General features: G+C 28.3%; 11 protein-coding genes. 3 read left to right on the top strand and 8 right to left on the bottom strand.

The window, feature by feature from the left end:
- Positions 1-71: 71 nt before the first annotated feature.
- The 7 genes from nagA to ACH36K_RS04855 form a co-directional block, all read right to left on the bottom strand.
- Positions 72-1,310 carry an N-acetylglucosamine-6-phosphate deacetylase gene (nagA, locus tag ACH36K_RS04885; protein ID WP_411169837.1) on the bottom strand — a complete coding sequence of 413 codons (1,239 nt, stop codon included), beginning with the start codon at positions 1,308-1,310 and terminating at the stop codon, positions 72-74.
- Between the two features lie 213 nt (positions 1,311-1,523).
- Positions 1,524-3,104 carry a PTS transporter subunit EIIC gene (locus tag ACH36K_RS04880; protein ID WP_411169836.1) on the bottom strand — a complete coding sequence of 527 codons (1,581 nt, stop codon included), beginning with the start codon at positions 3,102-3,104 and terminating at the stop codon, positions 1,524-1,526.
- Between the two features lie 433 nt (positions 3,105-3,537).
- Positions 3,538-4,398 (bottom strand): polysaccharide deacetylase family protein, encoded by an 861-nt coding sequence (locus tag ACH36K_RS04875; RefSeq protein WP_411169835.1) that lies wholly within the window; start codon positions 4,396-4,398, stop codon positions 3,538-3,540.
- Complete coding sequence (pgaD, locus tag ACH36K_RS04870; protein ID WP_411169834.1) at positions 4,382-4,828, bottom strand: poly-beta-1,6-N-acetyl-D-glucosamine biosynthesis protein PgaD; 447 nt, start codon at positions 4,826-4,828, stop codon at positions 4,382-4,384. The genes ACH36K_RS04875 and pgaD overlap by 17 nt, the downstream gene beginning before the upstream one ends.
- A complete protein-coding gene (gene pgaC, locus ACH36K_RS04865) occupies positions 4,828-6,075 on the bottom strand; it encodes a poly-beta-1,6-N-acetyl-D-glucosamine synthase (RefSeq protein WP_411169833.1) in 1,248 nt (415 codons plus the stop codon). The genes pgaD and pgaC overlap by 1 nt, the downstream gene beginning before the upstream one ends.
- A 153-nt stretch (positions 6,076-6,228) precedes the next feature.
- Complete coding sequence (locus ACH36K_RS04860; RefSeq protein ID WP_411169832.1) at positions 6,229-6,999, bottom strand: response regulator; 771 nt, start codon at positions 6,997-6,999, stop codon at positions 6,229-6,231.
- Positions 7,000-7,056: 57 nt separating this feature from the next.
- Positions 7,057-8,766, bottom strand: a complete 1,710-nt coding sequence (locus ACH36K_RS04855) for a sensor histidine kinase (RefSeq protein ID WP_411169831.1) — start codon at positions 8,764-8,766, stop codon at positions 7,057-7,059.
- 125 nt (positions 8,767-8,891) lie between these two features.
- Between ACH36K_RS04855 and ACH36K_RS04850 the strand changes: the two genes are divergently transcribed.
- The 3 genes from ACH36K_RS04850 to ACH36K_RS04840 are packed head-to-tail and all read left to right on the top strand — an operon-like array spanning position 8,892 to position 12,778.
- Positions 8,892-9,929, top strand: coding sequence for an ABC transporter substrate-binding protein (locus tag ACH36K_RS04850; protein WP_411169830.1), 1,038 nt, complete (start codon positions 8,892-8,894; stop codon positions 9,927-9,929).
- 36 nt (positions 9,930-9,965) lie between these two features.
- A complete protein-coding gene (locus ACH36K_RS04845) occupies positions 9,966-11,093 on the top strand; it encodes an ABC transporter ATP-binding protein (protein ID WP_411169829.1) in 1,128 nt (375 codons plus the stop codon).
- 23 nt (positions 11,094-11,116) lie between these two features.
- A complete protein-coding gene (locus ACH36K_RS04840) occupies positions 11,117-12,778 on the top strand; it encodes an ABC transporter permease (protein ID WP_411169828.1) in 1,662 nt (553 codons plus the stop codon).
- Positions 12,779-12,869: 91 nt separating this feature from the next.
- Here the strand turns inward: ACH36K_RS04840 and ACH36K_RS04835 are convergent, their stop codons facing one another.
- Positions 12,870-13,643, bottom strand: coding sequence for a MurR/RpiR family transcriptional regulator (locus ACH36K_RS04835; RefSeq protein WP_411169827.1), 774 nt, complete (start codon positions 13,641-13,643; stop codon positions 12,870-12,872).
- Between the last annotated feature and the right edge of the window lie 95 nt (positions 13,644-13,738).

Here is a 13,738-nt window from a genome sequence, read left to right as displayed (position 1 = left end):
ACAGTCTTCAGTTTTATACATAAAAGTATAACTTCAGTTGTTTCTTTAGTAACTACTTATGCATCAACTTTTTAATAAATCTTACCTCTAATAACTGTATCAATTATATTAAACTCATCATCAATTACTAATAGATCAGCATCTTTGTTTACAGCTATACTTCCCTTTCTATCAAATACATTTATATATTTTGCTGGGTTTATACTAGCCATCTTCACAATATCGAAGATATCCACCTTAGAATGTTTTACAACATTTTTTACTGAATTAATATAACTCATTTCTAAGTCTTTAACGTTTTCATATTGACTATTATCTATTATTTCTTCTCTTCCATCATCATGCTTAATCATTATGCCTTTTTCATGAGGAATGAGAGTTATTTTCCTAACGTAATGATGCCAAGGCTTATCTGTTTTAGCTAGTCCACAACAGTCTGTAGTTAAAATTATTTTATCGCTAGTTTTAATTCTTAAGGCTATATCAAAAATCTCATGTTTTACTGTTAATCCAGTTTGTTTAGCAAATTCACAATACATATCCTCAAAATACAGAGCTGCTCCAGCTACACCAAGCTCTCTATGGTGCATACCCCTCATTCCACTAAAGGTATGAGTAAATCCTCCAAACCCATATCCTCTCATTTCTTTAATTTTATCAAAGGTAGATGCAGAATGGCCAATTGAAAGTTGTATTCCCTTCTCATTGCAGAATTCAGCAACCTCTCTAGCCCCTTCTAATTCTGGTGCCATTGTCATTAATTTTATTAAATCATGTGACTTTTGCCTATTGTAAAAGGACTTCATAAGTTCAATATTAGGTGATATACAATTTTCTTCCTTTTGCATTCCCTTGTATTCCTTATTTATAAATGGCCCCTCTAAGTGAACTCCTACCATTTCTGCCCCTATTTGTTTTGATTCATATACTTCATTAGCTTCATTAATCTGTTTTAAAATATCTTCTATAGCATCTGCTCCAGTTGTTGCAAGAAAAGATGTTACACCTTCTTTTGGTAAATTCTTTTGCATTTCTAATATTGATTCTTTTGACTTTTCAATCCAAAAAGACCCTGTTCCCCATCCATGAACATGATTGTCTATAAAACCTGGAATAATATTAAAATCTGAATAATCAAGAACTTCATTATGATTATCCCATTTCAATGCATTTAAAATATAATTTTTTAAATCCCCCTCTATTAGTTCATCTTTACATTCTACTATATCTATAATTTTCTCTTCATGAATTTTAATAAAACCACTTATTTTTTTATCTTCTAGATATATATTTTTAGAATAAATTATCATACTACTTCTCCATTTCATCAGCTTTTTTAATATTTTGCCTATATTAGGCATCTGAAAATAAATAATAAGTCAAAGATGGGAAGTATATTTTGAGTTAGACAAGGAAACAGGTTCCGCAGATAGTAGTACTATCTAAGGGCTCTGTTGACGCAGTATAACACAAAATAGACGAGCATTCTGACTTATTTATTTTTTGAAGATGCCTTATTTATATCATTCTCCTAATTGCTTCAATGCATCATCTACGGCATTTTTTACAGCTTCTACATGTGGGCCAAAAACTACATGTATATGCTTTTCTGATGGTAAGAATATACCTAAGCATCCACTTTCTCTTATTCTATCTTTATTAATTAATTCCGGCTTATCAACATCTACACGCAAACGGCTTACACAGTTTTCTACAGTTAGAATATTAATTGCACCACCTAAACCATCTATAACAATTTCAGCAATTTCTTTATATCTCTTTTCTTTTAATAAAAGACTTGCACCTTCATCTAGTTCAAAGTCTTCTCTACCAGGAGTAACTAAATTAAACTTCTTAATCATAAATTTAAATCCATAATAGAATATTACAAAATTTATAATCCCTAGTATCACTAGATTAATCCAATTTGTATTTTCATAAAGAAGTCCAAATACTCCAAAGTCAAATATTGTACCTCTTATATAACCCATCTTTACTCCTAAAAATCCTAAAGGAATAGTTGTTATGCCTGCAAGAATTGAATAGGTAACAAATAACATTGGACTAACAAGTAATAAAGTAAACTCTAAAGGTTCTGTAATATTTCCTAGGAAAGCTGTTAAGCAAACTGTAATAATAACGCCTTTTGCTACTTTTTTATTCTTTGTAAATGCCGTATGGTACATAGCTAGTCCAATAGCTGGAACTCTAAATAAAGTAGTCAACATTTGAGCCGGAGCCATATAGCTTGATAAAGTTGGCATATACTCGTTCCATGCTGGATGTGTTGGCCCTAAATTAAATAATATTTCATTCATAGCATTCATTATTCCAACATATTGCTCTCCATTTATCATATAAACTCCACCAGCTTCTGTAAATCTTACTATTGAAGATAAAACGTGGTGCAATCCAAATGGAATCAACAATCTATTAAGTGCCACATATATACCAGGTCCTACGTATTTATTCATAAAAATTACAGATCCACTTATAAGCACCTTGGTTATTATTCCCCAGAAAAATGGAATTACTAATCCTATAGGAATCATTAATGCAAAGCTTATTATAGGAACAGATTTCTTACCACTAAAGAAAGCAAAGGCAAGTGGCAACTGTAATTTATAAAATCTATCTGTACACTTAGCTGCTACTATACCAGCAATAATTCCTCCTAGAGCCTCAATTTTCAATGTTTGTACACCTAATACCATTCCTTGTCCTAATTGAGTCATAGTTTCTTGAGGAGCTAAGGTTTTTGTCACTATTAGATAAACATTCATAACTATATTTAATGTTAAATATGCAACAACAGAAGAAAATACAGCTATGCCTTTTTCCTTTTTGCTTAATCCATAAGCTACTCCCATTGCAAATAATAAAGGAATATTATTGAATATGATGCTTGTTATGGACTTTAAACTATTTAAAATAGTTTGCAATGTTTCATTTGATAGCCAGCTAAACTGTTCTATCATATAACTTTGTGTAAATGCATTACAGATCCCCATTACCATACCAATTGGTGCCATAAGAGCAACTGGTAATAATAAGCTTCGTCCAAAGGTTTGTACGGATTGCCAAAACTTATCTTTTTTCTTCATAATTTAAATTCCCCCATTATAATTTTTGCACAATAAATTTCTTAGATAATCCCCAAATACGTTTATTGTGTATAGATACCCTCATACTCTTTATATGAAAATTTATGATATTTTATAACTGGTTTTTAGTAATTTTTTCTTGATCTACACCAATAGCTATTAGATTTTTATTTCTAGTTTCTTTTATAATTTTCGTTTTATAATATTTTATATAATGTTAGTCATTTAGTTACTCTTTGACATTTATCTATGTAATATCCTGTAGATGGTGTTTTCATAGTGTTAGTTATATAGTTATTGTTTGACAAAGACTTACTTATAAAAAGATAAAAATAGGCTGTATCAATTTTTTTTGATACAGCCTATTTGTTAATTCTATTTACTTTTAATTGTTAATATTGAGGCTAATAATTTTTATGATTTTTTATTAAATCTAATTATTTTCTATCCATGGAATAATAACCTGATTAAAAGCTACATTATCTATTAAGTATCTATTTTGATAATATGGATCTGAATCAGGTGTTATAGGTGATGGACTAAGGATAAAAGCTTCTTCGAAACCTGCTTCCTTTACAATATTAGTTACTTCATCCGAAGTTTCTCCAAATGGATACGCTATAGCTTTAACTTCCACTTGTAAGTTATTTTCTATTACTTCTTTACTTTTTATTATATCTTCTTTAAACTCTGTATATTTAGTCTCCTCTAAGAAAACTGCTTTATCATCTTCTAAATAATGCATATCATAAGAATGAGAACCAAAGGATACTAGTCCACTATCTTTCATTTCTCTTAAATCATCCCAAGTTGCCATTTGTAAGTTATTAAAATCATTATTTCCTACTTGTCCAGCTATAACAAATAAAGTAAATGGAATATTCATTTCTTTTAAAATTGGAAATGCATTTTCATACACACTTTTATCCACATCATCAAAAGAAATCCATACACACTTTTCCGGGAAATTCCCTTCTTCTCTAAATTTAATCATTTCATCTAATGTTGCAAAATATGCACCTTGTTCTTTTAACATAGTCATTTGCTTTTTAAAATCATCTTCATATACATTATATTTAGATAATTCTTTAGAATTAGTTATAGCTTCTATACTTTTAAACCATATTTTAGGCTTCTTCACTCTATGATAATTTAATGCAACACAAATATTTTCTGAAGTTATTTCTTTCAAAGTTTCATCTTCTTTAGAATCTAAAATAATCATTTGATAACATTTAAAAGCTACTAATAATATTACTAACCCTATTAAAATAATCTTATTTCTTTTTTTCAAGTTTCTTACCTCGTTCTAATTCTTTTATTGGATTCTCTTCAAAAATTAGAACTCCATGTTCTTGTAGCTTATTGAAGTTTTTCTCAGATATTAAATTTAAACTGAGCATTTCCTCTTTTGTTGTATTTTTAGGATATACTCTTCTATTTAACTTTCCAAATTTTTTTTTGTTATATGTTCTCCAAATAATCAATATTAAAAAGCTCATAATTAGTAATAAAAATACAATTATTAAAAATCCATTAATATCATTATTTGTCATTTTTAAAGCTTCCTTTACAGCAGATATGTACTTATCATTTTCATTAAACACAGCACTTATAAAAAAATAAAAAACTACAATAGAGTAAATCCACATAACTAATGTTAATATTATAGTTAATAATTTTTTAAAAGGATTTTGTTTCGATTTAATTATAAAATTATTCATTAAATACTACTTCTATGCCCCCTATCTGGCGAGGTCCACACAGCATATCCTCCCCTTATTCTCGACTTTATTGCTTTCGGTGTTGCAGCAATTACAACAAAAGTATTTATCATCCAATAAATAGCTGGATACCATGCTGCCCAAATATAGTATCTTGCCACTTTATCATATCTTGAGTCATTTATTATGGATATTATTAATTGGACATGGCTTAACATTACTAATGCAAAAGAATTAAATGCAAACCACATCATAATTTCTTGAAAATCTTTAGCTTTTAATATGTAAATAACAGTAATAATTAACCACATAAATGCCCATATAATACTAAGAATTTGCTCAATATATATTGGCCAAAGTCTCCTCTGTCTCCAATCTTTAAATATATCCCAATGTCTAAGGACTACTTCTTGTCCACCTTGAGACCATCTAACTCTTTGTTTCCATATTCCCTTTAAAGTCTCAGGAACTAACATCCAGCATAAAGCCCTTGGTTCGTATCTTATATCCCAAAATCTTTTTTGCAGTTTCCATGAAATAGCTATATCTTCTGTAATCATATCTCTATCCCACATTCCTACATCTATTAATGCCTTTTTTCTAAAAGCTACAATGACACCTGATACCGTCATAACCTTTCCTAGTATTCTTTGAGTTCTTTTAATAGATCCAATAATAGAAGAATATTCAACAATTTGCATACGAGATAATAAAGTATCTCTATTTCTTATTCTTGGATTTCCTGTAACAGCACCTACTCTTTCACCTTTATTAATAAAATGGTTAATTAAATAGTAAGGGGCACTGTCTTCTATTAAAGCATCAGAATCTATACATAATAAATATTCTGATGTTGAAGCAAAAGCACCAATATGCAAAGCATTTGCCTTACCTTTATTTTGCACTGAATGGATAACTTTTAACTTTTTTTCATTTTTAGCTATATCCTTTAAAATTTCTATTGTACCATCTGTGCTTCCATCATTAATAGCAATAATCTCATAATCTGGATATGATAAATTTAAGAGATTTTCTATTGTTTCTCTTATAGTTTCTTCTTCATTAAAACATGGTACTAAAATGCTAATTTTAGGCCATGATATTCCTTCTATATTTAACTCAATATGTTTTTCTCTATAAAATGAAAATATTACTGCTCCAGAAATCCAAAACAGAGACATTATTAACGGATACCAAAAAACAAATGCTCCTAGTATAGATAAATTATTATAAATAAAATCTATCATTATCCACAACCTTTCTAAAAAATAATATTAATAAAACATTCATACTAAAGTACTAATGTAGATATTTGAATAATTATATCATATTTTTTTATTCATTCATTTACAATAGTATCTATTTACATATTGTTCATATTATTTCTTATTCCAGATATATTACCTAAATTCAGTTGGAGTACAATTTGTATATTTCTTAAATACATTAATAAAATATCTATAATCCTTAAAGCCAACTTCTGATGCAATATTATATATTTTTTCATCACCTTCCTTCATTAATATTATTGCTTTATTTATCCTATACCTATTTAAATAGTCATTAAAGGTATATGTTGTTTCCTTTTTGAATTCATTATTTAAAAAGGTTGAACTTGCACATAGTATTTCAACTAAATCTTGAATGCTTATTTTTTCTTTATAATTTTCATTAACATAATCTATCATCTTCAAAACATATTTAGATGTTTTCTTTTTATCTTTTATTAAATTTGGTTTTAAACATGAAAATTCATCTATATCTTTATATTCTTCCTTTATAATCTTAGCTTGTTTTCTAAGCTCTACTTGTTCCTTAGCTTTTTCTAAAGCTATTTTTAATTGTTCTGTATCTACTGGCTTTAAAAGATATTCCGCTACATCTAGATGAACAGCCTTTTTAGCTAAAGAAAATTCTGCATAGCCTGAAAGTATTATTGCACTAAATATATATTTATCTACTGATTTTTCAAGCATTTCTATTCCAGTCATTATAGGCATATTCACATCTACTATAACTATATCTGGCTTTAAGCTTTCTATTTTTTCTAACCCTTCTATTCCATTTGCAGCTTCTCCTACTACTATTAAATCCTGCTCTTCCCATTCATAAGTATAAATTAACCCTTTTCTTATCATTTCTTCATCTTCTATAATTAAAACCTTATACATAGTTATTCCTCCGTTCATTGTTCATACTTTTATCTTCAAAGTATTCTTACTATAAAATCATAATTCATAGGGTAATTCTATTTTTATACTAGTACCTACCCCAAAAGTACTAGAAATTTCAAAGCTTTTATTTTCTCCATAAAATAGCTCAAGTCTTCTATATAAATTATGTAATCCTATATGATTAGAATTATTTTCAACCTTTGATATTATTTCTTGAATCTCTTTTAATGTTTCTTCATTTATTCCTGATCCATTATCTTTCACTTCTATTATTAGTTTATCTTCCTTATTTTCACATATAATATCTATCTTTAGGCTGTCCTTTGTTATATAACCATATTTTATTGAGTTTTCTACTAAAGTTTGTATTAATAACTTTGGCACTAAAGCCTCTTTTGCTTTATCAGTTATAAAAAAATTATAATTAAGCATGTCCTTAAACCTAAATTTATTTAACTCTAAAAAATCTTCTATATAACAAATATCCTTATCTAAAGTTACTCTATCAGCCTCATAATTTATGCTATACCTTAATAAACTCGCTAACTTTATTATTATCTTTTCTGTATCCTTTGGTGCTATATATATCGAATACCTTAATGTTTCTAATATATTAAATATAAAATGAGGATTAAATTGTGATTGCAGTAGCTTCATTTCACTTTGATATTTTAATTTAGATAGCTCTTTATTTTTTATCATTAAAGAATTTAATGTGTCTAACATAGAATTATATTCATCCCCAAGGACTTCAAACTCATCCCCAGTTTTTATGTTAACATAATGGGAAGTATCCCCAGTTTTCAACTTATTAACTGCACAAATAAGCTTGTCTATCGACTTAGTATTTTCTTTTGACATCCTATTTGCTAAATGATTTAATAAAAACCAAAATAGAAATCCTACTATCATTAAAAAGGCTCCATAAACAATAAATAATGTATTTTTTATTTCCAAGGAATTTAAAGTGTAAATATTAAAATTAGACTTAGGTAAAGTTGTTTTCTTCATATAATAACTACCTGATTCTAAAGCATCTACATTTTCTATTTTATTTCCTTTTGCAACTTGTGGATTAAACTTATTTACAAGTCCTTTAACTGAATTGTTCGTAGTTACAATAACTCTATTTCTTTTGTCTGTAAAAACTGCAAGCTCATTATTTTTTACAAAGAGCATTTCTTCTAACGGTGACTTAAACACCATTAAAAGAGCATAACCAATTATTTCGTTGTTATCCTTTACAGCTTTAGCAAAGGTAATAGCTGTACTGTCATTTTGATACTTAATAAAATTCTCTTCCACATAAGTCTCATCTGGTTTTTCTTTTAGCTTAGGTATTATATTTCTACGTATATATCCGTCTGCATCAAAATTAGAATCTGAATATGCTGTAGATATTATAAAGTTTCCACTTGTATCTACTACCTCAAATACGCCCTTTACATCTTGATCTTTATTAAATTTATAAAACTCATCAAAAATCAGATTCCCATCTTCTTTAGTTTTAATATACTTTACTAAATTACTAGAAGATGATACATTATTAATTTCATTATAATAATTCTCATATAACTTACTAATGTTCTCATTTATAATTTTATTTGCTTGAGTTGTATTAATAATAATATTTATCTTTAGCATTACAACTACAAATATTGAAAATAATACTAATGCTATAACTATAGACATTAATGAATACCTTAAAAACATGTATCTTATTGAATCTTCAAAATTTCTTACCTTTTTAGCTCCTTTTACCATATTATATTTCTCCTTCGTAAATCTGTTTTCTATTTTACACTATATTTATTTATTTTGACATTTATTTATGAAAACCTTTTTATTAAAATAAAATTGTTACAAATTTTAATTTTAAGGGGGATTTTATGATGAAAAAAATTATTGCTCTTTTAACTGCTACTGTAATAACAGTTGGTTCTTTTGTAGGTTGTAGTGGTGTAAAGGACTCAGCACAAACCAAAGACGGCTCTAAAAAGCTTGTTGTTTACTCACCTAATAGTGAAGATATAGTTAACACTATAGTACCTTTATTCGAAGATGAAACTGGTATAACAGTTGAACTAGTAAGTGCTGGAACAGGCGAATTATTTAAACGTCTACAATCAGAAAAGGATAATTCTTATGCTGACGTAATATTTGGTGGTTCAATGGCTCAATATGTTCAAAACCCTGATCTTTTTGAACCATATGTTGCTAAATATAATGATGATCTAGTTGAAGGTCATAGAAATGTTAATGGTTATGTAACTACTTACGGTTCTGATGGAAGCGTACTATTAGTTAATAAAAATCTAATTGGTAATATAAAAATAAAAGGTTATAAAGATTTATTAAACCCTGAGCTTAAAGGTAAAATAGCTGCTTCAGATCCTGCAACTTCAAGTTCTTCCTTTGCTCAATTAACTAACATATTACTTGCAATGGGTGGTGATTACACATCTGATGCTGGTTGGAATTATGTTAAATCTTTAGTTGCTAATTTAGATGGTAAAGTTGCTAATGGTTCAGGTGCTGTTCACAAAAGTGTTGCTGATGGTGAATTTGTTGTTGGTTTAACTTATGAAGATCCATCTGTAAGCTATGTTAAAAATGGTGGAAACGTTGAAGTTGTTTACCCTGAAGAAGGTGCAGTTTTCCTAGATCCTGGTTCTGCAATAATTAAGGGTGCTAAAAATATGGACAACGCTAAGTTATTTATGGACTTTTTAACTTCAAAGAAAGCTCAAGATGCTTTTGGTACTCAATTAACTATAAGACCTTTAAGAAAAGATGCTGAACTTGCTGATTATATGAAACCATTAAAAGATATTAAATTATTAGAAGAAGATAGAAATTATGTATTTGAACACAAGAAAGAAATAGCTGAAAAATATACTGAAATATTTACAAATACTAAAAATTAATATTAAATAAATTATTTATAGGAGGAATATTCGAAAATGAGTAGATGTATTACATGTGAAAATATAATAAAAAAATATGGTGAAAACATAATTATTCCTAATCTAAATCTTGAAATTAAAAATGGTGAATTTTTCACACTACTAGGCCCTTCTGGTTGTGGAAAAACAACATTATTAAGAATGATTATGGGATTTAATAGCATAGAAGGTGGCACTATAAAATTCAATGATACTATCGTTAACAATGTTCCTCCATCTAAAAGAAATATAGGAATGGTTTTTCAAAACTATGCTATTTTCCCTCACTTAACTGTTAAGGAAAATATAGCTTTTGGACTTGAAAATAGAAAGGTTCCTAAGGATGAAATAGCTAAAAAAGTTGATGAAATAATTGATATTGTAAAAATTAGTGATTATAAAGATAGACTTCCTGAAGCTTTATCAGGAGGTCAACAGCAAAGAGTTGCCTTAGCTCGTGCTATAGTTATTCATCCAGATGTTCTTTTAATGGATGAACCCCTTTCAAACCTAGATGCAAAATTGCGTGTAGATATGCGTAACGCAATTAAAGAAATTCAAAACCAAATTGGTATTACTACTGTTTACGTAACTCACGACCAAGAAGAAGCTATGGCTGTCTCAGATAGAATTGCTGTTATGAATTCTGGAGTTATTCAACAAATTGGAACTCCACAAGAAATTTATCAAAGACCTAGCAATTTATTCGTTGCTTCATTTATTGGAAGCACAAATATAATGAAAAGAAATATTTCTTTAAATAATGGAAAAGTTACTCTTTCATTATCTAAGAATTACAACATCGAAATGGATAATTTATCTAAAGACTTATTAAATAATAATGAGAAGTTAGATGTTACTGTATCTATAAGACCTGAAGAACTTGTAATTTCTAATGAAAATGAAGGAATTAAAGCTACTATTTTATCTAGCATTTTCTTAGGAATAAACACTCACTATTTCGTTGAAATAAAAGATACAAATGAAACCTGTGAAATAATCCAAGAATCAACTATTAATAATATATTAAAACCTGGAACTGAGATTAATCTTACTGTTAAAAAAGAAAAGATTAATGTATTTAGTAATAAAGGTGATGAAAACTATACTAAAAAATATTCTGTTGCAGCTACTGCTTCAAATTAATTGATAAGTGAGTAGGTGATTTTATGAAATTAAATAAATCAAATAAAAATTTAGATATTTGGACATCTTTAACAGGTTTAATCTTTATATTTTATGTAATATTTTTAATTTTCCCTTTATTCTCATTGCTTGCAAAGAGTTTTGTTGATGGAAATACACATGGATTTTCATTAGGATATTTTCAAAAGTTCTTTAGTAAACCTTATTACTACAGTGCGTTATTTAACAGTTTAAAGGTTACAATTAGCGTTACATTCTTATGTGTACTAGTTGCTACCCCTCTTGCTTATATAATGACTACTGTAAAAATTAAAGGTAAGGGACTTATTCAAATATTAATTCTTATATCATCAATGCAAGCCCCTTTTATAGGTGCTTATTCATGGATATTATTACTTGGAAGAAATGGTGCATTAACAAACTTTCTAAAAAACACACTTCATCTTCCTACTCCTGATATATATGGATTTGCTGGAATACTTTTAGTTTTAACACTTCAGCTTACTCCACTTGTATATATGTATGTATCAGGTGCATTAAAGAAGGTGGACAACTCACTTCTAGAAGCAGCTGAAAGTATGGGCTGTACTGGAATTAAAAAAATGCTAAAGGTTCTTATGCCTTTAATTATGCCAACAATTTTAGCTGGGGCACTACTTGTATTTATGAGAGCTTTAGCTGATTTTGGTACTCCAATGCTTATAGGTGAAGGTTATCAAACAGTTCCTGTTTTAATCTTTAACGAATTTATAAGTGAAATGGGTGGCGATGATGGCTTTGCAGCTGCCATAAGTGTTATAGTAATTGTTTTTGCAACAGCAGTATTTTTAATGCAAAAATATATATCAAATAAAAAGTCATTTACTATGAGCGCTCTTAGACCAATAAAAGCTAAAAAAGTAACTGGAATTAGAAATATATTATCACATGCTTACGTTTATATATTCACTTTATTAGCTTTACTACCTCAAATAACAGTTATATATACTTCCTTCCTAAATACATCTGGTAGATTATTTAAAGAAGGTTATTCATTAAATAGTTATAAAAATGCCTTTACTAAAGTTGGTGGTTCAATAAAAAATACTTTTTCACTAGCTATAATAGCATTAATAATTATAATTATATTAGCTGTAATAATAGCATACGTAACTATTAGAAGACGTAACGTTATGACAAACTTATTAGATATTATTACAATGTTCCCTTATATAGTTCCTGGTTCAATTTTAGGTATTTCATTATTAGTTGCCTTTAACAAAAAACCATTACTTTTAAGTGGAACGGCCTTTATAATGATACTGGCCTTTGCAATTAGAAGACTGCCATACACTATAAGATCTAGTGCAGCTATAATACATCAAATTGGTACAAATACAGAAGAAGCAGCTATAAGCCTTGGTGCCTCTAACGTAAAAACCTTTAGTAAAATTACACTACCACTTATGTTACCTGGTGTAATTTCCGGGGCAATCCTTAGTTGGATTACAATTATAACTGAACTTAGTACATCAATTATTCTTTATACTGCAAAGACTAAAACAATGACAATAGCCATATATACTGAAGTTATTAGAGGAAACTACGGTGTTGCAGCAGCACTTGCAACTATACTACTGATAGTTACCGTTATATCCCTATTAATCTTCTTTAAAGTATCAGGACAAAAAGAAGTTACTATGTAACCTCCATTAATTAGTCCTCAGGTGGCTTATTATGGACTTACTATAAATCCTAAAAGGACCTAACGTTTCGTTAGGTCCTTTTAGATATTTTTTATCTTGTTAAAATAATATTTCTTAAATAATTACCTATATAATTCAATATCATATGCATCATATTAGTATCAATATTTGTATTTGTTCCTTTATAAACAATTGATATATCACTATTTTGTTCTATACTTCTAAATTTTATGTTTCCAATATACGCCGTTTTGGCCCCTTTGCTCTTTGCTTTTTTAATTAATCTTTCATTATGATTATCTTGTTGTCGATTATATTGCAAGCAAATTACAAGTGAATCAGCTCCTACCTTATCTACTTCAGAAACTTGATAATTAGGATCTAAAAAAGCACTTGTCCTTTTACCCATAAAAATCAATTCTCTTTGTAGACGCCATACCTCTGAAGTAAGTTGAATCCCGATAAATATAACCTCTTTACTATCTTTAATCATCGATACTAAAGACTCAATTCTATTTTGATCTAACACACTCATAACCTCTGTTATTTCATCACATAAAATTCGTCCATATTCAATAGGAGTAACAATTTTTTCATTTACTCCCGGAAAATATTTGCCATCATAATAATAATTTTCCTCAGACATACTCATATAATTTCTAAAGTCTGAAAAATTACTATAATACATTTGTCTTATGAATCTATTTAATGTTGAAACTGAAATATGTAGAGAATCTGCGCAAGATTGTAAATTTGACATATCAAGATTATTATAATTTTCTAAAATAGATTTAGAAACCTCAAAATATATATCCCCTTGATCATAGGTATTATAACAATCTATTATAGCTCCTAACTCTAGCATAAAATCATCCCCTTAAAATCCTTTAGTAGCCTCTATTATGATAACACAATTTATGCCTTAAATGAAGTTTTATGCCATTTAAGAATGGACATATG

Origin of the sequence: Clostridium sp. MB05, from assembly GCF_046581255.1 — a bacterium.
Classification (GTDB): domain Bacteria; phylum Bacillota; class Clostridia; order Clostridiales; family Clostridiaceae; genus Clostridium.
This window is presented reverse-complemented; position numbering and strand designations above follow the sequence as displayed.